Genomic DNA, 25,646 nt, shown 5'->3' with positions numbered 1-25,646 from the left:
TCCGCCTAAAGGGCCAGATATGCAAACGTTCGTCCATCGAAATGAACCAAACCGCCCACATATCCCTTCATCTAGATATGTTATGTCAAAGAGCGTCCGACAACATCATTTGGTAGCGTCTTTGATCTGACGCGTCCCGCATCCAGTTGCCGGTTTTTCCCGCCGCGTCAGCGCCTCTTCAGTGGCACCGTCGCTCCGGTGAGCGGTTATCTAGGGGTCGGTCAGGTGACTCGCAACCCCCAAAACGCGGGTTTTTGAAAATAGTTCGCGGCTTCGTCACGGACCGGTCATTCATGCCCTTCAGCCTGCCACGTCCGGCGTCGGCTCGCGGCCGCTCGCACGCTGCCGCCTGATCTCGGCTGCCGCTGCCGCCACCGTCGCCTCACGTTGCGCCGAGCCCGGATGGCTGGTGAGGATCGGCAGGCCGCCCGTGGATGCAATCTCGGGCCGCTCGAAGAACGCCGCCCCCCGCTCCGGATCATAGCCTGCCCGCGCGGCGATGAAGGCGCCGAGCGTGTCGGCTTCGAGTTCATAGGTCTGACCGTAGGCCCGCCCGCCCAGCGTCGCGCCCACGTTCATCGCCTCGTCCTGCGACACGGGAAGCCCGTAGGCGTTGCCCATCGCCGCCGCGAGGCCGCCGAGCATGGCCCCGAGGGCCTGCTGCTGGCCCTGCTTCGGAATGTGGCCGGCGATGTGGTGCCCCGCTTCGTGCGAAAGCACGAACGCAATCTCGTCGTCGTCCCGCATGATCGGCAGGAGTGAGGCGGCGAAGTGGATATCGGGCCGGCCATCGTCCCCCATCGACTGATAGGCGTTCGGCGGTGTCTTCGGGTCGCGGATGAGCGTGACCCGGTAGTCGCACCAGGACGCCGGTGCGTCGGGCCGCTCCTGCCGGCAGAGGCGCTCCGCCGCCGGTTCGACCCGGGCGAGCACCCGGGCGAAGTCGGCGGGCGTGCGGGCGCGTCCCGGTGGCGCTGAAGGCGCCGTCACCTGACTGCCTGACGAGGGGGCGTCCGGGCCGGCGATCGGGACAGCATAGGTGGTGCCGCAAGCGGCGAGCGAGAGACAGAGGGCAAACGACAGGCGCATGGCGGCTCCGAAGCGCGAATGGGCGCTGAACGACTGGCAGTCTCTCCAATCCGCCGTCATATTTGAAGTCACGTCTTTGCGGATCACTGATGTGCAGCGCGACGGTGCGCGGCCCTGTGAGGCCCCCGTCAGTCAACCGGGTCTTAACCACCCCTCGCGAACGGTGGCACGATGACCCCGCCGACCTCAACGAAAGTGCCCCCCGACGCATTGCCCGCTTCTCCGGCGGCACAGCTCGACTGGCTCCGGCTCGCCCGGTCGCGCCGGGTCGGGCCGGTAACCTTCATTCGGCTCCTGCGGGAGACCGGAAGCGCGGCGGCCGCACTGGAACGCCTGCCCGGGCTCGCGGCAGCGGCGGGCGTGCGGGACTACCGCGCCGCTGCGCGAACCGACGCGGAGGCCGAGATCGCGACAGGGATGGCGGCAGGTGCCCGGCTCCTGCTGCTCGGCTCGGCCGACTATCCGGCCGCCCTCGCGCTCGTCGACGACGCGCCGCCGGTGCTCTGGGCCCTGGGCGATACCAGTCTCGGCCGCAGGCCCACCGTCGCGCTCGTCGGCGCCCGCAATGCCTCGGCCCTCGGCCGCCGCATGGCATCCCAACTCGCGCGCGATCTCGGAGCCGCCGGCTTCGTCGTCGCCTCTGGCCTCGCACGCGGCATCGACGCCGCCGCTCATCGCGCCGCGCTCGACTCCGGCACGATCGCGGCGCAGGCCGGTGGTATCGACGTGGTCTATCCGTCCGAGAATGCCGACCTCGCGGCCGAAATGGCGATCCGTGGTCTGCGCCTCTCCGAGATGCCGCCGGGCCACGCGCCGCGCGCTCAGGACTTTCCCCGACGCAACCGCATCATCTCCGGCCTCGCCCTCGGCGTGGTGGTGATCGAGGGCGCGCTCCGCTCCGGCAGTCTCATCACCGCGCGAAACGCCGCCGATCAGGGCCGCGAGGTCATGGCCGTCCCCGGCAACCCGCTCGATGCCCGTGCCGGCGGCTGCAATGCGCTGATCCGCGATGGCGCGACCCTTGTCCGGGACGCTGCCGACGTCATGGAGGCGCTGGGGGCCACCCTCGCCCCCGGCCGCCAGCGACCCCCGCCCAGCCGGCCGGCAATCCCCGATCCACCCCCGGCGACCGGTGACGATCTTGGGAACCGTCTGCTGGAATTGCTGACGCAGGCGCCGGTGGCCGAGGATCTGCTGATCCGCGAAACCGGTCAGACGGCCGCGGCCGTCTCCGCCGCGCTCATCGAGCTGGAGCTGGTCGGACGACTCCAGCGGCACCCGGGAGGCTTCGTCAGCCTGGCCTGAGACCCATCCGCTGAACGCTCGCCATTCCCCGGCCAGATACGCCGGCGCAGAATTCCGCCCCTGACCGGGTAACGTCTGCCCTGAAGATCGCGCCGCCGCCCGCTGGAAAGCGGAAAACGACCCTGACAGACGGCGGCCGCGACGGGTCCTCCGGTTGACAACGAACCGGCCTCGTCTCATGTAGCCTCGCGTTTTACGCCGCCGTTGTTGCGGCAGGAGTCCGTATGGCCGTCGTCGTTGTCGAGTCGCCTGCGAAGGCGAAGACCATCAACAAGTACCTCGGGCCGGGATACACCGTGCTCGCCTCCTACGGTCACGTGCGCGACCTGCCCCCAAAGGACGGGTCCGTCGATCCGGAGCAGAACTTCGAGATGAAGTGGGAGGTCGCCTCCGACAGCGCCAAGCACATCCGCGCCATCGCCGAAGCCCTGAAGGACGACAGCAAGCTCATCCTCGCCACCGACCCCGATCGCGAGGGCGAGGCGATCTCCTGGCACCTGCTCGAGGCCCTGACCGGCCGCAAGGCGGTGAAGAAGGACACCGCCGTCGAGCGTGTGGTCTTCAACGCCATCACCAAATCCGCGGTGACGAGCGCCATGGAGAACCCGCGCGAGATCGATATGGAACTCGTCGACGCCTATCTGGCGCGCCGGGCGCTCGACTATCTCGTGGGCTTCAAGCTTTCGCCGGTGCTCTGGCGCAAGCTGCCGGGCTCCCGCTCCGCCGGGCGCGTCCAGTCCGTCGCACTGCGCCTCATCGTCGAGCGCGAGATGGAAATCGAGGCGTTCCGCGCCCGGGAATACTGGACGGTGAAGGCGATCCTCGCCACGCCGCGCGGCGACACCTATGAAGCGCGCCTCGTCAGCCTCGACGCGAAGAAGCTCGACCGCTACGACCTCGGCGACGAAGCCGCCGCGAGCCGCGCCGTCGCGGCCATCGAGGCGCGCGACCTGTCGGTCTCTGCCGTCGAATCGAAGCCCGCGACCCGGAACCCCGCCGCCCCGTTCATGACATCGACCCTCCAGCAGGAGGCGTCCCGCAAGTTCGGCTTCGGCGCCCGCCAGACGATGAATGCCGCCCAGCGCCTCTATGAGGCCGGTTACATCACCTACATGCGAACCGATGGCATCGACATGGCCCCCGAAGCGGTCATGTCCGCCCGCGACGTCATCAAGAATCGCTACGGCGAGGCCTACGTCCCGAAGTCGCCGCGGATGTACAAGAACAAGGCGAAGAACGCCCAGGAGGCGCACGAGTGCATCCGGCCGACCGACATGGCCGCGCACCCGGACACGCTCCGGCTCGAATCCGACCAGTGGAAGCTCTACGACCTCGTCTGGAAGCGCTCCGTCGCCTCGCAGATGGAGGCGGCGCGGTTCGAACGCACCACCATCGACATTTCGAGTCCCGACGGCCAGGTCGGCCTGCGCGCCACCGGTCAGGTCGTGACCTTCGACGGCTTCCTCAAGGTCTACACCGAGGGTCGCGACGACGACGACATCACGCTCTCCGATGACGACGAGGGCGGCCGCCTGCCGCAGATCATCTCGGGAGAGTCCGCCGAGAAGCGCCAGATCACGCCGGATCAGCACTTCACCCAGCCGCCACCGCGCTACACCGAGGCAACGCTGGTGAAGCGCATGGAAGAGCTCGGCATCGGCCGTCCCTCGACCTACGCCTCCATTGTCTCGACGATTCAGGAGCGCGAGTACGTCCGCAAGGACAAGAACCGCCTCTTCCCCGAGGACAAGGGCCGGCTCGTCACCGCCTTCCTCGCGAACTATTTCGGCCGCTACGTCGACTACGACTTCACCGCCGACCTCGAAACCGACCTCGACCGGGTGACCACCGGCGAAGAGGACTGGAAAGCCCTTCTCGCCCGATTCTGGGCCCACTTCTCCGCCGCTCTCGGCGAGACCGAGGGTCTGCGGATCACGGAAGTCCTCGACAAGATCAACGAGGTGCTCGAACCACACCTCTTCCCGAAGACACCCGAGGACCCCGAGCCCCGCCGCTGCAAGGTGTGCGGACTCGGCCTGCTCTCGCTCAAGACCTCGCGCAATGGCTCGGCGTTCATCGGCTGCTCCAACTATCCCGAGTGCCGCTATACCCGGCCGCTCGCCGGCGACGCCGAAGGCTCGGCGCTTGACGGCAAGGTGCTCGGTCAGGGCACGATCGGTGGTGCGGTGCTCGAGGCCGATGCCGAGCCGCAGGACGTGACGATCCGCAAAGGTCCCTACGGCTACTACGTCCAGCTCGGCGAGGCGAAGGACGACACGAAACCGCGTCGCACCTCGATCCCGAAGGGAATGGACCCGGACGCCCTCGACCTCGAGCGGGCGCTGGCACTCCTGTCCCTTCCCCGCGAGGTGGGCATCCACCCCGAGGACGGCCAGCCTGTAGAGGCGTCCATCGGACGATTCGGTCCCTACGTGAAGCACGGCAAGACCTACGCCAATCTCAAGGACCCCGAAGAGGTCCTGACGATCGGCATGAATCGCGCCATGGAGCTCATCGCCCAGAAGGCCGCCCGCGGCTCCGGCCGTGCCGCGGTCAAGCCGCTCCGTGTGCTCGGCGAGCATCCCGACGGCGGCGAAGTGGCGCTCTACGAAGGGCGCTACGGGCCGTACGTGAAGTGGGAAAAGGTGAACGCCACGGTCCCGAAGGAGATCGAGCCAGAGGCCGTGACGCTCGAACAGGCGGTCGAACTCATCGCCGCCAAGGCGCCGAAGAAGAAGACGGCCGCAAAGAGAAAGGCCGCGCCGAAGGCGAAGACGGCTGCGAAGAAGCCCGCCGCGAAGAAACCCGCCGCCAAAAAGCCTGCCGCGAAGAAATCCGCCACAAAGACCCCGGCGGCAGAGACTCCGGCCGACCCGGAAACGGAGTAGGCGGCGCCGTCTGGCGCCGCCCCGTCCTTCAGTCCAGCGGAACGAACGCCAGCGCGTTGTTCTGTCCCATCGGAATCACCAGCTGATTCGATCCCGAGTGGAAGCACATGGAGGCGGAGCCCGGGATCCCCTTCGCGATCAGCTCCGTGGTCCCGTCCGGCGCGATTCGCGTCACGCCGCCCTGCCGCAGGCTGTTCACGTATTTCGTGCCGTCCGGCATGATCACGAGGCCGTCACTGCCCGGCTGCGCCGCTTCCTCGGTCTTCACCAGCTCACCCTCCGGCGAGAAGGTCAGCACCCCGGCGTCGCCGAGGTTCACCACGACGATGTTGCCGTCGCCGTCCATCTCGATGCCGTTCGGCTGATTGAGCGGCTCGCCCTCGATCAGCACCGAGACCTCGCCGGCGGGCGTGACACGGAAGACCTTCCACGTGTCGGGACCGTTCTTCTTGCCGCCGGCACTCGTCTGCGTCGCGAAGATCGTGCCGTCCGCCGCGACCGCGATGTCATTCAGGCCCGGCGAATCGACCTCGACCTCACCCTTCACCGCACCGGTCGCGAGATCGTACATCCGCAGCACCGCCCGAGTCGGATCGCTCTTCGACGTTCCGCCATTGCGATCCGCGACGTAGAGCGTGCCGCCGGCAATTGCGCTGCCGTAGGGCTGGTTCAGCAACGGCGCCTCGCCGCTCTCCCCGGTCCAGCGCTCGGTCGCGACCGTACCCGCCTGATCGACGAAAGAAACGAAACCGTCGTTCAGCTTGTCCTTGGGAGCCGCGCCACGATTCATGGCGAGAATCATCTCACGATCCGGATCGTAGACGCAGCTCTCCGCGTTCTCGGTTACCGGAAACACCTTCACGTTGTCCGAGATCGGCGTTGTCGTCCCATCCTCGGCAACGATCCCGGTGAGCGAGCCCGCCGGAGCATCCTCCTGCGCCGCCGCAGCCCCGGCGATGCCGGCAGCAAACGCCGCCGCGATCGAAAGAGTCGTCGTTACTCGGTACATCTGGCTCTCCACATTGCCGATCATCGTCGCGGAGGGACATAGCCCGCCCCGGTGCCAATGTCTGCCGCCGATGTCCGTGATCGGAGCGCGGTCACCTGTCGGTGAAGTCTACTTCCAGCGGGCGAGCGCCGCCTCGTCGCTTTCGGTGGCATCAACCCAGCGGCCACCGTCCGGCCCGCTTTCCTTCTTCCAGAACGGCGCGCGCGACTTCAGGTAATCCATCAGGAATTCCGCCGCCTCGAAGGCCGCCTGCCGATGGCGCGACGCGGTTGCGACCATCATGATCCGATCCCCCGGAGCCAGCCGCCCGTAGCGATGGATGACAAGGCTCGCCTGCAATTCCCACCGGGACACCGCCTCGGCCTCGATCGCCGCCAGCGCCTTCTCCGTCATGCCCGGATAATGCTCGAGTTCGAGGCTCGCGAGCCCACCGCTGTCGCGCACCAGCCCTGAGAACGTCACGACCGCGCCGATCTCCGTCCGACCGGCGGTCAGCGCCGCAATCTCGGCACCGCAGTCGAAGTCCTCGCGCTGGACCCGGACGGCCACGTCAGCCGCCTGTCATCGGTGGAAAGAACGCCACCTCTCGCACGCCGGCAAGCGGCGCCGAAAGATCGGCAAGCTCCTCGTCGACCGCTACCCGGACGGCCGACAGATCGGCGAATGCCAGCGCATAGCGCTCTTCACGGGCCGAAAGCTCGTCGACGAGACCCCGCACCGTCTCCGCCCCGGTCTCGACCGTTTCGGAGGATTCGCCCACACGCTCGCGCAGCCAGGCGAAATAGCGAACCCGCAGTTCGCTCACCGCTTGCGGTCCTTCAGGAACGGCAGCGCCTTCATCAGGTAGTCGTAGCCGGTCATCAGCGTCAGGAGCCCCGCGATCCAGATCAGCACGAGACCGCCATTCGACAGGATCCATCCCGCCCAGTCGTGGAACCAGTCGCTGACCCACGGGCTGTTGTGCCGCCTGTCCCACTCGAACACGCCGGCGAGCAGCAGGACGGGGATCGCCACCATCTGCGCCGTGGTCTTCCACTTCGCCAGATAAGTAACCTTCAGGCTGCCCGCCTTCGTTCCGAGGTATTCCCGCAGTCCGGAGACAAAGATCTCGCGCAGCAGGATGAAGGCGATCGGCACCAGCAGCAGCGACTTCATGCCCCAGAGCCCGACGATCACCGCCAGCGCGATCACCACCATCGCCTTGTCGGCGATCGGATCGAGCATCCGGCCAAAGTTCGATTCCTGCTTCCACGCCCGGGCGATCTTGCCGTCCACCCAGTCGGTCAGCGCCGCGACGATGAACAGGCCAAAGGCCACCCAGTCGGCATACGGCCGATCGAAAATGGCAAACGCCAGCGCGACGCCAGGCGCCGCAGCCAGTCGCATCACCGTCAGTATATTCGGTACGGTCCAGCGCATTCCCGGCGTCATTCCTGCAAGCGTTGTCATTGATATACCGCGCTACCTCTCGCCATGGAAGAAGCCGTGGATCACCTCGGCGAGCGTATCTGAAATACCCGGCGCTGCCTTCAGATCAGCGAGTCCCGCCCGCGCCACGGCCTTTGCCGATCCGAAATGCTGCAGAAGCGCCCGTTTCCGCGTTGCGCCGACGCCCGGCACCTCATCGAGCGGCGTCGCCCGGGTCTGGGCAGCGCGTTTCTGCCGATGAGCGCCAATGGCGAAGCGATGCGCTTCGTCCCGCAGCCGCTGGACGAAATAGAGCACCGGGTCGCGGTGCGCGAGCGCCATGGGAGGCTTCCCCGGCCGGTGGAACTCCTCCTTGCCCGCGTCACGATCAACGCCCTTGGCAACGCCGATCACCGCCACCTCGTCGATTCCAAGCTCCTGAAGCGCCGCGCAGGCGGCCGTCACCTGTCCCGCACCACCGTCGATCAGCACCAGATCCGGCCACGTATCCGACCGGCGATCGGGATCCTCCTTGGCCAGCCGGGCGAATCGCCGGGTCAGGACCTCCCGCATCATCCCGAAATCGTCGCCCGGGGTCAGCGCGCTCTTGATATTGAACTTGCGGTACTGGGACTTCATGAACCCATCCGGTCCCGCGACGATCATCGCGCCCACCGCGTTCGTGCCCATGATGTGACTGTTGTCGTAGACCTCGATCCGCTCGGGCGGTCCGTCGAGACCGAACGCCTCCGCCAGTCCGTCGAGCAGCGTGAGCTGGCTCGCGGTCTCCGCCATCCGCCGGGCCAGCGCCTCGCGCGCGTTCTGCGCTGCATGCTCGACCAGCGACGCCTTCTCGCCCCGACGCGGCACCGCGATCGTGACCTTGCGCCCCAGCTCGGTCCCCAGCGCATCGGCGAGCAGGTCGTCGTTGTCCGGCTGATGGCTCGCAAGCAGAAGGCGTGGCGGGGTCTTGTTGCCGTAGAACTGGATGATGAAGGCCTCGAGAATTTCGCCCGGCTCCGCTCCCGACCCGGTGCGCGGGAAATATGCCCTGTTTCCCCAGTTCTGGTGCGCGCGGATGAAGAAGACCTGCACGCAGGCGTGGCCGCCCTCCTGATGCAGCGCGATCACGTCTGCCTCGTCCACCGTCTCGGGATTGATCCCCTGGCTCGCCTGCACGGTGGTGAGCGCCCGAATCCGGTCCCGGATCGCCGCCGCCCGCTCAAACTCCATCGCGTCACTCGCCGCGCGCATCGCCTCCGCAAGCTGTTCCTGCACCCGGGTCGATTTGCCCGAGAGAAACAGCACCGCGTCTTCCACGAGCGCCCCATAATCCGCCTCGTCGATCAGCCCGACGCACGGAGCGCTGCATCGCTTGATCTGGTGAAGCAGACACGGTCGCGTCCGACTTTCGAACATCGGATCCGAACAGCTCCGCAGCAGGAACGCCTTCTGCAACTGGTTGAGCGTGCGGTTCACACTTCCCGCCGAGGCGAACGGGCCAAAGTAGCGGCCGGTTTCCTTGCGCAATCCGCGATGCTTCTTGATCTGCGGAAAGCGGTGGTCACCGGTGACGAGTATGTTGGGAAAACTCTTGTCGTCGCGGAGCAGCACGTTGTAGCGCGGCTTGAGTTGCTTGATGAGGTTCTGCTCCAGCAGGAGCGCCTCCATCTCACTACCTGTAGTGAGGAACATCATCGATGCGGTCGCGGCGATCATTCGCCCTATACGCGAGTCGTGCCCAGTAGGCTTTGCGTAAGACGCCACGCGCTTCTTCAGGTTCCGCGCCTTGCCGACGTAGAGGACTTCGCCCTTGCGATCGAGCATCCGATAGACGCCCGGCTTGTCATCCAGCCGCTTCAGATAGTCACGGATGACGAGATGCCCAGTCCGCATCTCGGACGAAGAAGCGCCGTCCTCGTCGAAGAGATGTGCGTCGCCTTCGGTCTCAGCCATTGGCGAATCCCCTCCCGCTGCCGGTATCAAGCGACGGTTTCAAGGGGAATCCTGTCCACCATCTCTGTGGATAAGTCAGAGGAAAACTTTCCGCCATCTGCCAATTCCCCAACGATACAAGGCCGTTTTTCGGTTTGCCCTGTTTTTAAGCAGTTCCCCAAGTACCTGATTTTTCGATGTTCTTATCCTGACCGTGCGTAAAATTATGGAATCATTGACAGAATCAAAACGGATCCGTGACCCTCCCCCGGGCGTGGAAAAGTCAAGGCGACCCCCGTCGTATCCCACCCATGCGACGTCCGTACTACTCGACTCCAAGGACGTCGGGCGTCTGCCAGGCGAGGTGCTGGCCCCCGTCTACACAGATGAGTTGGCCCGTCACCCCCGGTGCGTCAAGGAAGTAGCCAAGCGTCGTCGCGACCTCGTCAGGATCGGATCCACGGCCGAGCAAGGTCGCAGCCTTCTGGTCGGCAAAATGCGACGCGCTCTGCCTGACCCCACGCAGCGTCGGTCCCGGACCGATGGCGTTCACCCGGACATGTGGGGCGAGTCCTTGCGCCGCCGTACGCGTCAACGCCCAGAGGCCCATTTTTGCAATCGTGTAGGTTGCAAATTCCGGGGTCAGCTTGAGGACTCGCTGATCCACCATATTGATGACCGACGCCCGGGCGAGCGGCCGGCCCTCCGCGTCGATATCCGCCTTCGGCGCTTGCGCGGCAAACGCCTGGATCAACTCGAAGGGCGCCCGCAGGTTGGAGCCGATGTGACGGTCCCAGCTCTCCCACGTCGCGGTCGCAATGGTGTCGTGCTCGAAGATCGAGGCATTGTTCACGAGCACGGTCAGCGGCCGCCCCAGCGCCGCAGACGCCGCGGCAACCAGCCCTGCGGTCTCGGTGCGATCGAGAAGGTCGGCCACCACCACGGCCGCCCTGACGCCCGTCGAGCACAGCTCCGCGGCCAGCGCTTCGGCGGCATCGCGGCTGGCGTGGCAATGGATCGCGACGTCGGCCCCGCGGGACGCGAGCTTCCGGCAAAGCACCGCGCCGATGCGCTGCGCGCCGCCGGTGACGAGGGCCGCGTCGCTCACGCCGGTTCCTGCGAGCGCATGTCTTCAGCGCTGATGCCGGCCACGTGGACGGGCTTCTTCATGGCGTCGCGGCGGAACGGCTCGCCGAGCTCCTGATTCAGGATAACCTCGATGAGCGTGGTCTCGCCCCGCATCATCTGCGCCTCGACGGCGTCGGCAAGCATCGTGGTCAGCTCTTCCATGGTGGTCGCCTGTACCCCCCTGAGGCCACAGGCGCTTGCGATGCCGGCGTAGCTCACGTCAAGGTCGAGCTCGGTCCCGACGAAGTTGTCATCGAACCAGAGCGTGGAGTTCCGCTTCTCGGCGCCCCACTGATAGTTGCGGAACACGATCATGGTGATCGCCGGCCACTCCTTCCGGCCGATGGCCGTCAGTTCGGTGACGGAGATACCAAAGGCGCCGTCACCGGCGAAACCCACGACCGGCACGTCGGGGCAGGCGATCTTGGCGCCGACGATCGACGGCAGGCCGTAGCCGCAGGGACCGAAGAGACCGGGCGCGAGGTACTTCCGCCCGGCCTCGAACGTGGGATAGGCGTTGCCGATGGCGCAGTTGTTGCCGATGTCGGACGAGATGATCGCGTCCTTCGGCAGCGACGACTGGATGGCGCGCCATGCCATGCGGGGGCTCATGCGCTCCGGGTGCGCCGCGCGGGCGCGCGCGTTCCAGGTCGTCCCCGGATCGTCGTCCTCATGGTCCATGGACGCGAGCTGTTGCAGCCACGCCGATTTCGTCTGGGCGATCAGCGCCTTTCGCTCGTCGCGGCCGCTGTCGCCGGCACCGGCTCCCAGCGCCTCGAGGAGTTGCAGGGCGACGAGGCCGGCGTCCCCCTGAATTGCGACACTCACCGGCTTGGTGAGGCCGATGCGGTCGGCGTTGATGTCGACCTGAATGACCTTCGCGGCCTTTGGCCAGTAGTCGATGCCGTAGCCCGGCAGCGTCGAGAACGGATTGAGCCGGGTGCCGAGGGCAAGGACGACGTCGGCCCGGGAGATCAGCTCCATGGCGGCCTTCGAGCCGTTGTAGCCGAGCGGCCCGACAGAGAGCGGGTGGCTGCCGGTGAAGGCATCGTTGTGCTGGTAGCCGCAGCAAACCGGGGCGGAGAGCTGCTCGGCGAGGGCGGCGGACGCAGGAATGGCGCCGGCGAGCACGACGCCCGCGCCGTTCAGGATCACCGGGAAACGCGCCTCCGTCAGAAGCCTCGCCGCCTCGGCGATCGCCCCCGCGCCGCCACCGGGGCGTTCGATGCGGATCGTCTCGGGCAGGTCGATGTCGATCTCGCGGGTCCAGAAGTCGCGGGGTACGTTGATCTGGGCCGGGCCGGAGCGGCGGCGGGCCTGCTCGATGACCCGGTTCAGCACCTCGGCGATACGGACGGGATCGCGCACCTCTTCCTGATAGGCGACCATGTCACGGAAGAGAGCCATCTGCTCCACCTCCTGAAAGCCGCCCTGACCGATGGTGCGGTTCGCGGCCTGCGGCGTGACGAGGAGGAGCGGGGTGTGGTTCCAGTAGGCGGTCTTGATCGCGGTGACGAAGTTGGTGATGCCGGGGCCGTTCTGGGCGACGGCCATCGACATCCTGCCGGACGCACGGGTGAAGCCATCGGCCATCATGCCGGCGCTGCCTTCGTGGGCGCAGTCCCAGAAGGTGATGCCGGCCGCGGGAAAGAGGTCGGAAATCGGCATCATCGCCGAGCCGATGATCCCGAAGGCATGCGCGATGCCGTGCATCTGCAGGACCTTCACGAAGGCTTCCTCGGTCGTCATGCGCATCGTCACCTCCCTTGTCTTTTCGCGGACCCTAGCCCCGGGTTCCGCCCCCTTCAACCTGTGCGCCGATGGGTTACTGTGAGGAGGGATTCCCAGGGAGGTAAAACGAGATGAACGTGGTGAAACCACTCTCGAACCAGGCCTATGAGGCGCAGTGGATGCCGTTCACGGCCAACCGTGAGTTCAAGGCATCCCCCCGGCTGGTGCAGAGATCCGAAGGCGTGCGGCTCTGGAACCAGAACGGCGAGCCGTTGATCGACGGGTCGTCCGGGCTCTTCAACGTGGCGGCCGGGCACGGGCGGAAGGAGATCGCCGAGGCGGTCTATCGCCAGATGCTGGAGAACGACTACACGCCGCCGTTCCAGATGGGGCATCCGGGCGCGTTCGCGCTGGCGGACAAGGTAGCGGAACTGCTGCCCGAGCCGATGAACCACGTCTTCTTCGTGAACTCGGGCTCCGAGGCGATCGATACGGCGCTGAAGATGGTGATGGCCTATCACCGGGCTCGGGGCGAAAGCCAGCGGCTGCGGTTCGTGAGCCGCGAGCGGGCGTATCATGGTGTGAACATGGGGGGCACCTCGCTCGCCGGCATGGTGAGGAACCGCGAGACCTTCCCGGTGGTCATGCCGAACGTGGTGATGCTGCGGCACACCTGGGACGAGGCGCAGGCGTTCACGCGGGGGCAGCCGGAGACGGGCGCGGAGCTGGCCGACGATCTGCAGCGGTTCTGCGAGGCCTATGGGGCGGGCACCATCGCGGCGGTGTTCGTCGAGCCGATCGCCGGGTCGACGGGGGTGCTGGTGCCGCCGAAGGGCTATCTCGAACGGCTGCGGGCGATCTGCGACAGGCACGGGATCCTCTTGGTGTTCGACGAGGTGATCACCGGGTTCGGGCGGACGGGGAAAGCGTTCGCGGCGCAGACCTTTGGCGTGACGCCCGATATCATCACCATGGCGAAGGCGATCACCAACGGGGCGATCCCCATGGGGGCGGTCGCGGCGCGGGACGAGATTTACGAGACGATCACCGGGGCCGCGCCGGAGAACGCCATCGAGTTCTTTCACGGCTATACCTACTCGGGCCATCCGGCGGCCTGCGCGGCGGGGCTGGCGACGCTCGAGATCTACGAGCGGGAGGGGCTCTTCGAGAAGGCGGCGGAGCTTTCGCCGTACTTCCTCGATGCGATCTGGTCGCTGAAGGATCTCGACGTGGTGCGCGACCTGCGGGGACACGGGCTGATCGCCGGGGTGGAGGTGCATCCCGAGCCGGGCAAGCCGGGGCTTCGGGGCAACGAGCTTCAGAAGCGGCTGTTCTGGAACGGCTGCCACGTGAAGTGGACCGGCGACACGGCGATCGTCGCACCGTCATTCGTCGCGACCCGGGCGGACGTGGACGAGATCGTCGGCTGCATCCGAAAGACGATCGAGAGCGTCTGAGGCGGGAGACGGCCACCCGCGCGACCTGCGCAGGTGGGGCGATCTCACCCTTCGTCGGCCGAAGGTGAACGCGGATCGCCCATTTCCCCGACGGATGCGCCACGCGGCTCCGTCGGCGCCGCGCCGGGCTCGTCATCGAGCAGGATGCGCTCGGCGGCGCCCTCGAGATCCTGGTACTGGTTCGAGCGGAGGCTCCAGACGAAGCAGACGAGGCCGAAGAGGCCGAGCCCGAGGCTCGTCGGGATGAGGATCGCGAGGGCGCTCATGGTCGCATGACCGGCGACATGGGCGTCACGTCCCGAGGAAGAATACCCGCTCGCCCCGGGTGGTCCGAATGGCGCGATAGGCATGCCAGGTGGCATGGCCGAGCAGCGGGAAGATGACGATCAGCCCGAGGAAGCCGGTGAGCACCGACAGCACGAAAAGACCGACGACGATCGCGGCCCACGCCAGCAACACGGCAAGGTTGTTCCAGACGAGCGACATGCTGATCCCCATCGCGCTCAGCGCGTCGGTGTGCTCCTCGAGCATCATCGGAACCGAGAAGACGCTGACCGAAAACGCGAACGCGGCGAAGATGCCGCCGACGAAGATGCCCGAGATCATCAGCGACCAGCCGAACCACGTGGTGAAGAGCATGGGAAGGATTTCGTGAACCCCCGGAAAGGGCCGCACGCCGATGTGGAGGGCGAAAAGCAGGACCGCGGCGCGCTGCCACAGCAGGAAGAGCAGGAGCAGGATCAGCCCGAGGAAGAGCGTCTGATACCCCGAGGCGAGCCGTACGCAGATCATCTGCCAGAAGCGGGTGCGCTCGCCCGTCTCCAGCCGGCGGCTTTTCTCGTAGAGGCCGGCCGCGATCAGCGGGCCGATCACCATGAAGCCGCTGAGCGTGGCCGGAAGGAAATAGTCGATGTCGGCCTGAAACAGCCCCCAGACCACCAGGAGGGACACAAGGAACACGAGGAAGCCGTAGAGCAGGCTCGGCAGGGGATTGGTCACGAGATCCTTCCAGCCGGCGCGCAGCCAGTCGAAGGCGATGCGCCGCGGCAAGTGCAGGGCCTTCAGGTTGGGCCGGGGCAGCGGCGGCACGATCTTCGGCAGGATTTCGGCTTCCATCGGCAGCTCCGTCAACAGGCCGAGCCGGCGGCGCGGAAGGTCTTGCCGCCGTGGTCCGGGGCCTTGAGGTGAGGCACGCAATCGGGCTCGCTGCTGAGCGAGACGTAGACGAGGTGGGTGTTTGCCGCCGCGAAGATGGCGACGATCGCGAATGCGATGCCGGCCATGGTCCAGCGGCCCTTCCGGCCGAGGCGGACGGGAGCGTCCATGCTCATTGCTTTTCCGGCAGCACGTTCAGCACGTAGAGCGCCAGGATCTTGCGCTGCGCCTCGGAGAGCCGGCTTTCCCAAGTCGGCATCCAGCCGTGACGGCCGCCGTAGATCGTGCGGAAGAGCGTCTCGGAGTCCGAGCCGTAGAGCCAGAAGGCGTCCGTGAGGTTCGGCGCGCCGAGGCTCGTGTCGCCCGTGCCGTCGTCGCCGTGGCAGCTTGCGCAGTTGTCGGCGAAGAGCTGCGCGCCCGCCTGCCTGGTGGCGTCGTCCGGCGTCGCGAGCCCCGACAGCGACTGGACATAGGTCGCAACGGTTCTGATCTCGTCGCGCGTCAGCATCCCGCCCGCCCCGAACGCCAGCATCTGCGAGGTCCGCGTGTCGGGATGGGCCGAATTGACACCGACGCGGATCGTCTCCAGCACCGCGTCGTCGTCGCCGCCCCAGAGCCACGACTTGTCGACGAGATCAGGGAAGCCCGGCCCGCCGGTCGCCACACGGCCGTGACATGCCTGGCAGTTGTCGCCCCAGAGCGCCGGCGCCACCTCCGCGACGGTTGCCATGAGTTCCTTGTCGCCGCGAATGGTGGGGAGGTCCTCGCTGGCGATCCGCGACATCCACTGGTCGTGGTCGCGTGCCGCCGCCGCCAGCTGACCGGCGACGAGCTGGCGCTGATCGACGCCGAGGAGCCCCTTGGTGTAGGTGGTCACGAGCGGCCACGACGGCAGCAGGAACCACATCAGGACTGCCCATGCGTGGGTGAGGCCGATGGCCCACCAGACCGCCCGCGGCACGCGCGTGTTGAGTTCGGTGATGCCGTTCCACTCGTGGCCGGTGGTCCGGTGCCCGGTCAGCGGGTCGCGTTCATCTACCGACATGGCCCATCCTCGTCATCGAGCACACTGCGGGCGGCGCGATCGAACTTCGCCTTCTTGGAGGGCCAGAAGGCGTAGACGACCGCAGCCAGAAACATTGCGATCAGCAGGAAGAGCCCGACCGTCTTGGCGATGACCACGAGCGTGTCGTGACTGACGTCCATGGGCTCATTCCCCCTTCGACCCGACCTGCGCCTGCGCCGCGGCGATCGTCGCGGGATCGACCAGCGTGCCGAGGACCTGCAGGTAGGCGACCAGTGCGTCCATCTCGGTCGGCCCACCGCCCTCGCCGTCGAAGTTCCGGACGTTCGTGGCCTCGCCGTACCGCTCGACAACCCCCTCGGCATCCGGGCCGTCGGGGGTGGCCTGGCCGCGCGCGTCCCGGACCGCGTTCTCGATCTGCGCGTCGGTGTAGGGCACGCCCACGTCACGCAGGGTCGCAAGCCGGGCGGGGAGATCGGCGAGCTCGACCTCGCGGCCCTCCATCCAGCGATAGGCCGGCATGATCGAGGCCGGCTCCACGTCGCGAGGATTGCGGAGGTGGGCGACGTGCCAGTCGTCGGAGTACTTGCCGCCCAGCCTCGCCAGATCCGGCCCGGTGCGCTTCGAGCCCCAGAGCATCGGGTGGTCGTACTTCGACTCGACCGCGAGAGAATAGGCGCCGTAGCGGTCTACCTCGTCCTTCAGGGTGCGGATCATCTGGCTGTGGCAGGTGTAGCAGCCTTCACGCAGGTAGATGTCGCGCCCCGCCTGCTCGAGCGGGGTATAGACGCGCATGTCGGGTGCGTCCTCCACCGTCTCGTTGATGGTGAAGAGCGGCGCGATCTCGACCGCTCCGCCGATGCCGCCCACGATGATGATCGCGAAGGCGAGCCCGAGCGAATAGCGCTCGATGCGGTACATCGCGCGGAAGATCAGGTGATAGAGCCGCCCGAAGGGCGAGACGATCTTCTCGAGGAGGGCGGTCAGCTTCCGTAACATGGGCCTACTCCGCCGGAACGCGACGATCGTCCGCATCGCCCGCGGGCGTCTTCGGCATATCCCGGAGGTAGCCGGCCTCGGGCGCCTTGCGGATCGTCATCCAGATGTTCACGCAGCCGATGAGCATTCCGATCATGTAGATCGTCCCGCCCACGGCGCGGCCCATGTAGTAGGGGTGCATCGCCATGACCGTGTCGATGAACGAATACTGGAGTGTTCCGGCGTCGTTGTAGGTGCGCCACATGAGCCCCTGCAGGATGCCGGAGTTCCACATGGAGAAGACGTAGATGACGGTCCCTGCCACGGCGAGCCAGAAGTGCCACTCGACGAGCCGCGGCGACCACATCCGCTCGCGGCGCCAGATCACCGGCACCAGCGCATAGATCGCCCCGAAGATCAGGATCGCGTTCCAGCCGAGCGTGCCCACGTGCACGTGGGCGATCGTCCAGTCGGTGTAGTGCGAGAGCGCGTTCACGCCGCGGATCGCGAGGAACGAGCCCTCGAACGTCGCCATCCCGTAGAAGATCGCGGCGACCATCATGAAGCGCAACGTCGCGTCGTCGCGCACCTTGTGCCATGCGCCGTTCAGCGTGAGCAGCGCGTTCGCGGCCGTCGCCCAAGAGGGGACGAGCAGCATGATGGAGAACGTCATGCCGAGCGTCTGCACCCATTGCGGCAGCGCGGTGTAGTGCAGGTGGTGGGAGCCGACCCAGACGTAGAAGAACGTGATGCCCCAGAACGACAGTATCGACAGGCGGTAGGAATATATCGGCCGGGCCGCCCGCTTCGGGAGGTAGTAGTAGAGCATCCCGAGGAAGCCGGAGGTCAGGAAGAACGCGACGGCATTGTGCCCGTACCACCATTGCATCATGGCGTCCTGCACGCCTGACCATAGAATGTAGCTGCGCGACCCGCTCCAGGACACCGGAAGCGCCACGTTGTTGAAGATGTGCAGCACCCCGACGATCAGGATGAAGGAGAGATAGTACCAGTTGGCCACGTAGATGTGCGGCTCGGCCCTGCGGGCGAGGGTGCGGATGTAGAGGGTGAAGTAGGTGATCCAGACCACGAGGAGCCAGAGATCGGCGTACCATTCGGCTTCGGCGTACTCCTTGGACTGGTTGATGCCCATGAGATAGCCGGAGATCGCGAGGATCACGAAGAGCTGGTAGCCGAGCAGCACGAACCACGGGGTGAACTCGCCCGCGAGCCGCGCCCGGCTGGTGCGTTGCATGACGTGGAACGAGGTGGTGATGAGCGCGGTGCCGCCGAAGCCGAAGATGATGCCTGTGGTGTGGACCGGGCGCAGGCGGCCGAACCCGGTCCAGGCCGCGTCGTACCTCAGGTCCGGGTAGGCCAGCAGGTAGGCGACCCAGACGCCGAACCCCATGCCGACGATGGCCCAGGCCATCGTCAGGACGACGCCCATCTTGATCGGGTCGTCGTAGTAGGACCGCAGTCGCGACGGGGACGGCTCGGGCGCGTCGAGTTGCAGCATGACGCGCCAGGCGATCACCAGGCAGTAGATGAGGACGATCCAGCCATGGACCCCGAAGGCCTGTCCGGCGCCGGCCACTGCCATGGCGAGGCCGACGATCGCGCCGATGCCGAGGATCACCAGTGCAAGAACGCGCGTGCCGACAGTCAGTGCGGCGACCACATCACATCTCCCTCGTCCGATCCTTGCGCGATGATGATCGATTGCGACCGTGCATTGAAGCCGGCGGCCGGAGAAAATTGAGAATTACATCGCAATTTGGACTGGCTGGCGTAGCGGTCGGACGTGGTTTTCTCGTGCCGGAACAGGTGGATCGCAGGCCGCTCGGGCGGCCGTTGCGACCTGTCGCCGCACGGATCGCCATCCCCGCTGATCGGAGCCGCGACCGGTGTGGATCGGCCTTTGCCCCTGTGGAATCAGGAGAAACTGACGGCTCTCGCGCCCGCGATCCGGGTGTCCGTGGCGGCGAGCGTGCGCCTCTGATCCCGGCGGCCGGAGTGATCCACCGGCCGGTTCATGGCGCCGCTTGCCGCGGCGCGGGGCCGCTCGGGTTCTGACCGATCATGACGGTCCCGCGGGAGGTTTCGGGCGCCGGCCCGCTCAGGCGGCGGACTTGAGCGAGGCGCGGAAGCGCGCGACGCTTTCGCCGGCGGCGAGCGCCAGGAGGCGGGAGTCGCCGGAGACGGTGGTCATGTCGAAGCCCCAGGCGACGGCGCGGGCGGCGTAGTCGGGGGTCATGCAGTGCAGGCCCGCTCGGATGCCGTTCTTGCGGCAGGCGGCGACGATGCGATGGAACGCCTCGATCACCTCCGGCTCCTCCCGGTCGGGTCCGGGCTGGATGCGGCCACCGGAAAGGCCGAGCGAGAGGTCCGAGGGGCCGACATAGATGCCGTCGAGCCCCGGCGTCGCGGCGATGGCGTCGAGATTTTCCATCGCCTCGGCGGTCTCGACCATGGCGAGGGCAAGAATCTGGCCGTTCGCCTCGGCGGCGTAACCGTCCCCGGCGGCGTAGATCGCACGCGTCGGGCCAAAGCTGCGCTCGCCGAGCGGCGGGTACCGCATCGCGCGTACCAGCGCCGCCGCCTGATCCGCGGTGCTCACCATTGGGCAGATGATACCGTAGGCGCCGGCGTCGAGCGCCTTCATGATGACGCCGGGTTCGAGCCACGGCACCCGCACGAGCGGCACGACACCCGAGGCACGCATCGCCTGAAGCATCGGCAGGACGGCGGCGTAGTCGAGCGCCCCGTGCTGCATGTCGATCGTCAGGCTGTCGTAGCCCTGCGCCGCCATGATCTCGGCCGTGAAGGCGTTGCCCACCGAAAGCCAGCCGTTCAGCGTGGCCTGACCGGCAGCCCACCGCGACTTGAGCGCGTTCTCGATCATCTTTTCGTCCCTCCCTTCGGGTTTTGGGGGGAGCTTAGCCGTCTGAAACGAGGACGTCAGCCGTTGCGAAGCTTACCTCCACTGCGTCGCCGACGGCGGGCGGGCGGAGGGCGGCGGTGTTGAAGGAGTCGAGCGCCACCACCTGCCCGTCGAGGGCGACGCGGACCCTGAGGACGGAGCCGAGGAACTGCACGTCGCGCACGGTGCCGCGCAGGCTGCCGTCGGTTTCCGGCCGGGGGCCGAGGGCGAGGGTTTCCGGGCGCAGCGCCAGGCCGATGCTGGCGCCCGCCGCCGCGTCGATCGGGCGGTTCAGGCGGATCGGCTGGCCGTCGAGGGTGATGCTGCCGGTGGCGGGATCGGTGACGATGGCATCGAGCGCGTTCAGCGTGCCGACGAAGCCCGCGACGAAGCGGGTCGCCGGGCGGTTGTAGATGGTGAAGGGGTCGCCCACCTGCTCGGCGACGCCGGCGTTCATCACCACGATGCGGTCGGACATCGACAGGGCTTCTTCCTGATCGTGGGTCACGTAGATCGTGGTGATGCCGAGCTTCTTCTGGATGGCGCGGATTTCCTGCCGGAGCGAGACGCGGATCTTGGCGTCGAGCGCGGACAGCGGCTCGTCGAGGAGCAGGAGCTTCGGGCGGATGGCGAGCGCGCGGGCGAGCGCCACGCGTTGCTGCTGGCCGCCGGAAAGCTGGAACGGGAAGCGGCCTCCGAGCTCGGGCAGGTGGATGATGCCGAGCATCTCCCGGACCCGCTCGTCGATCTCGGCGCGCGGGCGGCCTGCGACCTTGAGGCCGAAGCCGATGTTCTGCGCGACGGTGAGGTTCGGGAAGAGCGCGTAGGCCTGGAAGACCATGCCGATGTTGCGCTGGTTCGGCCGGAGGTTGACCACGTCGCGGCCGTCGATGCGGATCGAGCCCGAGCTTGGCGTCTCGAAGCCCGCGACCATGCGCAGCGTCGTGGTCTTGCCGCAGCCCGAGGGGCCGAGGAACGAGATGAACTCGCCCTTTTCCACGGCGAGGTTGAAGTCCTTCACCACGTGGGTGGTGCCGTAGAACTTCTCGAGCCGGGTGATGTCGAGGAATGCCATGGGCTACCGGGGAACCTGTGTGTGCTTTTGCAGGCGTGTGACGAGCTGGATCAGCCCCATGCACGCCCACGTGATGGCGAAGGTGATGACCGCGAGCGCCGCCGGCTCATAGGCCCGGTTGGCGCCGAGGACCTGGAGGTACGGACCGAAGGCCGGGCGGTTCAGCAGCGCGGCGAGGACGAACTCGCCGATGACGATGGCGAAGGTGAGGAAGGCGCCCGAGAGGATCGCCACCATGATGTTGGGCAGGATGATGCGGGCCATGATGGTGATCCAGCCGGCGCCAAGGCTCTGGGCCGCTTCGGTGAGGGTCGCCACGTCGATGGTGCGAAGCCCGGTGTCGACCGCGCGGTACATGTAGGGCAGGGCGAGCACGGTGTAACCGGCGAGGAGCAGCAGGTTGGTGCCGCCGGCCGTGCCGGTGAGCGGCAGCCACGACGAGGTATTGTAAAGGCGGATATAGCCGAAGACGAGCACGATGGGCGGCACGACAAGCGGCAGGAGGGTGATGAACTCCACGATCGGCCGCCAGCGCGGCAGCTTCAGGCGCACCCAGTAGGCGGTCGGCGCGATGACCAGCACGCCGAGCACGATCGTCATCAGCGCCATGAACACCGAGAACGAGAACGTGGCGCGAAACTGCGGGTCGCTCAGCACCGCGCGATAGGCGTCGAAGCTGTAGACGCCGCGGCGCATCCTGAGCGAGAACTCGATGGTGCCGATCAGCGGCAGCGCGAAGTAGAGCGCGCCGACGGCGAGCGCCAGCCACGCCCAGATGCGGCTCGGCTTCATTTGATCCACCTTTCCGCGCGGCTGCGCATCCAGATGTAGAAGGCGTTGCCGATACCGGTGACGACGATCATGCCGAAGGCGAGCGCGTAACCGATGTGCGGGTCCTGCAGCACGTCGCCGCGGATCTGGGCGAAGAGCACGATCGGCACGATCGAGAGCGACGAGCCGGTCAGCGCATAGGCCGTGGCAACGGCACCGAAGGCGTTGGCGAAGAGCAGCGCCAGCGTGCCGAGCAGCGTCGGCCAGAGGATCGGGAAGGCGACCATCCACCAGTATTGCGCGCGGGAGGCCCCGAGGACCTCCGCCGCCTCGCGCCACTCGCGGCGCAGGCCATCGAGCGCCGGGGTGACGATGAGGATCATCAGCGGAATCTGGAAGAAGAGGTAGGTGAGCGTCAGGCCCCAGAACGACAGCAGGTTGAAGCCGAGGGCGTAGATGTTGATGCCGAACCACTCGCGCAGGAACACCGTCACGAGCCCGAGGCGGCCGAGGGTGGCGAGGAAGGCGAAGGCGAGCGGCACCCCCGCGAAGTTCGAGGCAACGCCCGAGAAGGTGAGCAGCGGGCCGCGGATCCAGCCGGGCAGGCCGCCGACGGTGATCGAACAGGCGACCGCGAAGCCGATGACGCAGCCGAGGAACGCCGAGGCGAGGCTGATGCGGATCGAAATCGAGAAGGCGGCGAGGATCGACGGCGTGAAGAGGTTCATCACATGGTCGAGTGTGAAGCCGCCGCCTTCGGCGCGGAAGGCGCCGACCACGATGAACATGGTCGGCACCAGCAGGAACATGAGCGCGAAGAGCGTGAAGGGCAGCATCCCGAGCCATGCCCAGGAGCGCGCCGTGGGGGCCGGGGCTGCCATTCTCTGCTATTGGACGTTGGCGCCGACGACCTTGTCCCAGCCGCCGGTGATCGCGGTTTTCATCGCTTCCTGCTCTTCGAGGGTCGGGAACACCGCCTTTTCATAGGCGGCGGCCGGCGGGAGCTTGTCGAGAAGCTCCTGCGGGATGGTCCCGGCCTTGGCCATGGCGTTGAAGCGGATCGGGTGGCAGTAGCCCTCGAGCCACTTCAGCTGGCCCTCGTCGGAGTAGAGATATTCCATCCAGAGCTTCGCGGCGTTCGGATGCGGCGCATAGGCGGAGATGCCCTGCGCGTAGACGCCGGCGACGACGCCCGATTCCGGGACGATGACCTCGACCGGCGGGTTGCCGTTCAGCGCGTCGCGGCCGGAGAGGGCGTTGTAGTCCCACCAGACGACGACCGGGGTCGCGCCCTGCGCCAGCGTGCCGGACTTGCCGATCACCGGCACGAAGTTGCCGGCCTTGTTCATCTCGGCAAAGTAGGCGAGGCCCTTTTCGCCGGCGTCGGCACCGGCGGCACCACCGGCGGCGAGGCCGGCAGCGTAGACGCCGAGGATCGCCTGGTTCGAGGCGCGCGGGTCACCGGCGAGGGCGACGGAGTTGGCGAACTCGGGCTTCAGGAGGTCCGCCCAGTCCTTCGGCGGGTCGGTGACGATGTCGGTGTTCACCGCGAAGGAGAGCACGCCGTAGTAGTCGCCGTACCACAGGCCCTCAGGGTCCTTCACGTTGTCGGGGATCTCGTCCCAGGTGGAGACCTTGTAGGGCTGGAGCAGGCCGTCCTTCACGGCCGCCGGGCCAAAGGAGAAGCCGACGTCGATCACGTCGGGTGCCTGCGGGCCGGTGTTGTCCTTGTTGGCGCGGATCGCCTCGAGTTCGTCGGCGGACCCGGCGTCGGGATTGAGCTCGTTGACGGCGATGCCGTACTTCGCCTTGAAGCCCTCGATCACGCCGCCGTAGTTGCACCAGTCGTGCGGCAGGGCGATCGTGGTGAGCGTGCCCTCGGCCTTGGCAGCGTCAATCAGCGCCTGCGGGACCTCCGCCTGCGCCGGCAGGACCGCGGCAGTGGTCGCGAGCGTCAGCGCGGCCAGCACGGATGCGGGTCTCGGATTCAGCATTCTAGCCCCCTGTTGGTAGTGCCCCCGTTGGGGGAGCATCGCCGGATACCGCGCGCTTCGTTGGGCGGCGGCCCGGCGTCCGGGCAGATGTTACAGGGGATCTTTGACGTTGGAACAACAAAATAGCGTCGGCCAACTGTGAAAGCCGGCCGCTTCTTCCGGTCCCTGCATCCGCCACGAGTTTGCCCTCGCGGCTGCTCGCGCTGTCGGCGAGACGTGGGGCCTCGGCCGGTGGCCAATCGCCGCCGGTCAGAGCGCGATCAGGCCCTCTCTCAGGGCAATGCTCACGGCCTCGGAACGGTTCCGCGCGTGCAGGCGGGTGAGCACCGCCGCCACGTGGAATTTCGCCGTGCGCTCGGTGATGCCGAGCTCCCGGGCGATCAGCTTGTTGGAGGCGCCGTCGGCGAGGTGGACAAGGACTTCGCGCTCGCGCGGGCTGAGATGCGGTGGCGGCGCGTCGCGCCGGGCGTCGGTCTCGACCCGCAGACCAGCCGCCATCACGTGCGCGGCAGAGAGCACGAGATCGACCGGCGCGTCCTCCGGCAGCGGGCCGCCGACCAGCCGCAGGAGCGGGCGCGAGGCGGCCGGCGCGCTGCGGTCGGTGACGGTCACGTCGGGCCGGTCGCCCGAGGACACCGGGTAGAGCGAGGGCGTGGCGGCCATGGCCTCGGCGAGCGCGTCCGCGAGATCGGCGTCGGCCACATCGAGCCGCACCGCGTAGCGCCTGAGTGCCGAACCTCCCGACCACATTGTCCTACCCCTCGATGTGCCGCCGCTCGCCGATCGTCACGCGGACTTCGTGCGGCGCACCGGCACGAATGATGCCGAGCCGCACGTCCTTGCCAACCGAGTCGGGCCCGAGCCGGCGCGAGATCCCTCGCATGCTGCCGACCGGCTCGCCCTCCCATGTGGTGACAATATCGCCAAGAAGGAAGCCCGCGGCGGCGGCCGGCCCGGCGGCGCTGACCTCGACCACCATCAGGCCCGGCGTGGAGCCGAGCGGGCGCAGCGCCAGACCGAGGTGGCCGCGGCCGACGTGGCCACGCGCGGCGAGCGTCTCGACCGAGCGGGCAATGGTCGCCGTCGGGATGACGAGCCCGCGGCGGCGCGGATCGGCGACCGCGAGCCCGAGGAGCCGGCCTTCGGCATCAATCACCGCGCCACCTTCCAGTGCATAGGGCAGGAGGAGCCCGAGCCGGACGAGCCCGTCGATCCTGCCACCAGCCGCCGAGGTCCAGGCCGGGCCGGTGGCCGCGACCATGGCGAGTGCCGCCAGCGGACCGTCCGCGCCGCGCCCGACGACGAGGGTGAGCGCGCCGACCTCGGGAAGCCCGGCGGGTTCAAGGGCAGGGGCATCGCCGGTTTCCGCCTTGAGGACCGCGACGTCGGTCGTGGGATCCCGCCCGGCGATCTCGGCGGAAAGCTCCCGCCCGTCGGGTAACAGGACGGCGGCCGGGTCATCGCCGCCGAGGCACTCCTCGGCAGAGACGATCCGGCCGCCGTCCCAGATGATGCCGCTCAACGGGCGGCCCTGGCCGTCACGGACGGCGACGACGTGGCGCGCGGCGGCGGCGACCGCGGCGGACGTGGCGCGGGAGAGATCGGCGAGCGGGTTCGACTCGGGCATGGCGGTAGACCTCGCTGGAACGGGTAGGCTGATGCTGGTTGCCTGAAGGTGCTGGCGGGCAGTGTCGCAGGTGCCCGGCCCCGGCAAAAGCTGGCCGCTCGGGCAGGCTTCCGGCGGGCTGGTAACGTTGATGAGGCTTGCGAACGAATC

The 25,646-nt window shown here is 67.4% G+C and carries 25 protein-coding genes; 3 read left to right on the top strand and 22 right to left on the bottom strand.

Features of this window, described 5'->3' with window-relative positions:
* Nucleotides 1–300: 300 nt before the first annotated feature.
* The gene (locus HNP73_RS07625; RefSeq protein WP_184147960.1) at nucleotides 301–1,089 is read right to left on the bottom strand and encodes a M48 family metalloprotease; all 789 of its coding nucleotides are present in this window, start codon (nucleotides 1,087–1,089) and stop codon (nucleotides 301–303) included.
* Nucleotides 1,090–1,260: 171 nt separating this feature from the next.
* Between HNP73_RS07625 and dprA the strand changes: the two genes are divergently transcribed.
* Together dprA and topA are read left to right on the top strand one after the other, a co-directional pair.
* On the top strand, nucleotides 1,261–2,394 hold the full coding sequence (dprA, locus tag HNP73_RS07620; protein ID WP_184147959.1) for a DNA-processing protein DprA: 1,134 nt from the start codon (nucleotides 1,261–1,263) through the stop codon (nucleotides 2,392–2,394).
* A 224-nt stretch (nucleotides 2,395–2,618) separates the two neighbouring features.
* Nucleotides 2,619–5,282 carry a type I DNA topoisomerase gene (gene topA, locus HNP73_RS07615; RefSeq protein ID WP_184147958.1) on the top strand — a complete coding sequence of 888 codons (2,664 nt, stop codon included), beginning with the start codon at nucleotides 2,619–2,621 and terminating at the stop codon, nucleotides 5,280–5,282.
* Nucleotides 5,283–5,310: 28 nt separating this feature from the next.
* Here topA and HNP73_RS07610 read toward each other — a convergent pair whose 3' ends face one another.
* The 7 genes from HNP73_RS07610 to xsc all read right to left on the bottom strand — a co-directional run bounded on the left by HNP73_RS07610 (nucleotide 5,311) and on the right by xsc (nucleotide 12,516).
* Nucleotides 5,311–6,291 (bottom strand): SMP-30/gluconolactonase/LRE family protein, encoded by a 981-nt coding sequence (locus HNP73_RS07610; RefSeq protein WP_184147957.1) that lies wholly within the window; start codon nucleotides 6,289–6,291, stop codon nucleotides 5,311–5,313.
* A gap of 108 nt (nucleotides 6,292–6,399) precedes the next feature.
* Nucleotides 6,400–6,840: a molybdenum cofactor biosynthesis protein MoaE gene (locus tag HNP73_RS07605; RefSeq protein WP_184147956.1), complete on the bottom strand. Its 441-nt coding sequence runs from the start codon at nucleotides 6,838–6,840 to the stop codon at nucleotides 6,400–6,402.
* A 1-nt stretch (nucleotide 6,841) separates the two neighbouring features.
* Complete coding sequence (moaD, locus tag HNP73_RS07600; protein WP_184148092.1) at nucleotides 6,842–7,087, bottom strand: molybdopterin converting factor subunit 1; 246 nt, start codon at nucleotides 7,085–7,087, stop codon at nucleotides 6,842–6,844.
* A 5-nt stretch (nucleotides 7,088–7,092) separates the two neighbouring features.
* Nucleotides 7,093–7,710, bottom strand: coding sequence for a CDP-diacylglycerol--glycerol-3-phosphate 3-phosphatidyltransferase (gene pgsA / locus HNP73_RS07595; RefSeq protein ID WP_184147955.1), 618 nt, complete (start codon nucleotides 7,708–7,710; stop codon nucleotides 7,093–7,095).
* 42 nt (nucleotides 7,711–7,752) lie between these two features.
* Nucleotides 7,753–9,654 carry an excinuclease ABC subunit UvrC gene (uvrC, locus tag HNP73_RS07590; protein ID WP_246399580.1) on the bottom strand — a complete coding sequence of 634 codons (1,902 nt, stop codon included), beginning with the start codon at nucleotides 9,652–9,654 and terminating at the stop codon, nucleotides 7,753–7,755.
* Nucleotides 9,655–9,958: 304 nt separating this feature from the next.
* Entirely contained in the window at nucleotides 9,959–10,741 is a 783-nt protein-coding gene (locus HNP73_RS07585; protein WP_184147954.1) for an SDR family oxidoreductase, read from the bottom strand.
* Entirely contained in the window at nucleotides 10,738–12,516 is a 1,779-nt protein-coding gene (gene xsc / locus HNP73_RS07580) for a sulfoacetaldehyde acetyltransferase (protein ID WP_184147953.1), read from the bottom strand. Before xsc ends, HNP73_RS07585 begins: the two co-directional genes overlap by 4 nt.
* A gap of 107 nt (nucleotides 12,517–12,623) precedes the next feature.
* On the opposite strand from xsc, the gene aptA reads away from it, so the two are divergent.
* A complete protein-coding gene (gene aptA / locus HNP73_RS07575) occupies nucleotides 12,624–13,949 on the top strand; it encodes an omega-aminotransferase AptA (protein WP_221288262.1) in 1,326 nt (441 codons plus the stop codon).
* Between the two features lie 44 nt (nucleotides 13,950–13,993).
* Here the strand turns inward: aptA and ccoS are convergent, their stop codons facing one another.
* From ccoS to HNP73_RS07505, 14 genes are all read right to left on the bottom strand, one after another.
* Entirely contained in the window at nucleotides 13,994–14,215 is a 222-nt protein-coding gene (gene ccoS, locus HNP73_RS07570) for a cbb3-type cytochrome oxidase assembly protein CcoS (RefSeq protein WP_184147952.1), read from the bottom strand.
* 25 nt (nucleotides 14,216–14,240) lie between these two features.
* On the bottom strand, nucleotides 14,241–15,065 hold the full coding sequence (locus HNP73_RS07565; protein WP_184147951.1) for a DUF2189 domain-containing protein: 825 nt from the start codon (nucleotides 15,063–15,065) through the stop codon (nucleotides 14,241–14,243).
* Between the two features lie 11 nt (nucleotides 15,066–15,076).
* Complete coding sequence (locus HNP73_RS07560; RefSeq protein ID WP_221288260.1) at nucleotides 15,077–15,280, bottom strand: hypothetical protein; 204 nt, start codon at nucleotides 15,278–15,280, stop codon at nucleotides 15,077–15,079.
* Nucleotides 15,277–16,149 carry a cytochrome-c oxidase, cbb3-type subunit III gene (gene ccoP / locus HNP73_RS07555; protein ID WP_184147950.1) on the bottom strand — a complete coding sequence of 291 codons (873 nt, stop codon included), beginning with the start codon at nucleotides 16,147–16,149 and terminating at the stop codon, nucleotides 15,277–15,279. The genes HNP73_RS07560 and ccoP overlap by 4 nt, the downstream gene beginning before the upstream one ends.
* Entirely contained in the window at nucleotides 16,140–16,310 is a 171-nt protein-coding gene (locus HNP73_RS07550; RefSeq protein WP_184147949.1) for a cbb3-type cytochrome c oxidase subunit 3, read from the bottom strand. Before HNP73_RS07550 ends, ccoP begins: the two co-directional genes overlap by 10 nt.
* Before the next feature lie 4 nt (nucleotides 16,311–16,314).
* Nucleotides 16,315–17,049 (bottom strand): cytochrome-c oxidase, cbb3-type subunit II, encoded by a 735-nt coding sequence (ccoO, locus tag HNP73_RS07545; protein ID WP_184148088.1) that lies wholly within the window; start codon nucleotides 17,047–17,049, stop codon nucleotides 16,315–16,317.
* Between the two features lie 82 nt (nucleotides 17,050–17,131).
* Complete coding sequence (gene ccoN / locus HNP73_RS07540; protein ID WP_184148087.1) at nucleotides 17,132–18,709, bottom strand: cytochrome-c oxidase, cbb3-type subunit I; 1,578 nt, start codon at nucleotides 18,707–18,709, stop codon at nucleotides 17,132–17,134.
* A gap of 516 nt (nucleotides 18,710–19,225) precedes the next feature.
* Nucleotides 19,226–20,011 carry an HpcH/HpaI aldolase family protein gene (locus tag HNP73_RS07535; RefSeq protein WP_184147948.1) on the bottom strand — a complete coding sequence of 262 codons (786 nt, stop codon included), beginning with the start codon at nucleotides 20,009–20,011 and terminating at the stop codon, nucleotides 19,226–19,228.
* 34 nt (nucleotides 20,012–20,045) lie between these two features.
* Nucleotides 20,046–21,104, bottom strand: a complete 1,059-nt coding sequence (locus HNP73_RS07530) for an ABC transporter ATP-binding protein (RefSeq protein WP_184147947.1) — start codon at nucleotides 21,102–21,104, stop codon at nucleotides 20,046–20,048.
* Nucleotides 21,105–21,107: 3 nt separating this feature from the next.
* Nucleotides 21,108–21,896 carry an ABC transporter permease gene (locus HNP73_RS07525; RefSeq protein ID WP_184147946.1) on the bottom strand — a complete coding sequence of 263 codons (789 nt, stop codon included), beginning with the start codon at nucleotides 21,894–21,896 and terminating at the stop codon, nucleotides 21,108–21,110.
* Nucleotides 21,893–22,756, bottom strand: a complete 864-nt coding sequence (locus HNP73_RS07520; protein WP_184147945.1) for an ABC transporter permease — start codon at nucleotides 22,754–22,756, stop codon at nucleotides 21,893–21,895. The genes HNP73_RS07525 and HNP73_RS07520 overlap by 4 nt, the downstream gene beginning before the upstream one ends.
* Before the next feature lie 6 nt (nucleotides 22,757–22,762).
* Nucleotides 22,763–23,869 carry an ABC transporter substrate-binding protein gene (locus HNP73_RS07515; RefSeq protein ID WP_184147944.1) on the bottom strand — a complete coding sequence of 369 codons (1,107 nt, stop codon included), beginning with the start codon at nucleotides 23,867–23,869 and terminating at the stop codon, nucleotides 22,763–22,765.
* A gap of 249 nt (nucleotides 23,870–24,118) precedes the next feature.
* Nucleotides 24,119–24,619: a response regulator transcription factor gene (locus HNP73_RS07510; RefSeq protein WP_184147943.1), complete on the bottom strand. Its 501-nt coding sequence runs from the start codon at nucleotides 24,617–24,619 to the stop codon at nucleotides 24,119–24,121.
* Between the two features lie 4 nt (nucleotides 24,620–24,623).
* Nucleotides 24,624–25,496 carry a S1C family serine protease gene (locus HNP73_RS07505; protein ID WP_184147942.1) on the bottom strand — a complete coding sequence of 291 codons (873 nt, stop codon included), beginning with the start codon at nucleotides 25,494–25,496 and terminating at the stop codon, nucleotides 24,624–24,626.
* Between the last annotated feature and the right edge of the window lie 150 nt (nucleotides 25,497–25,646).

Origin of the sequence: Amaricoccus macauensis (assembly GCF_014201905.1) — a bacterium.
Taxonomy (GTDB): Bacteria; Pseudomonadota; Alphaproteobacteria; order Rhodobacterales; family Rhodobacteraceae; genus Amaricoccus; species Amaricoccus macauensis.
Note: the sequence above shows the minus strand (reverse complement) of the source record. Positions and strands in the feature narration are given on the sequence as shown.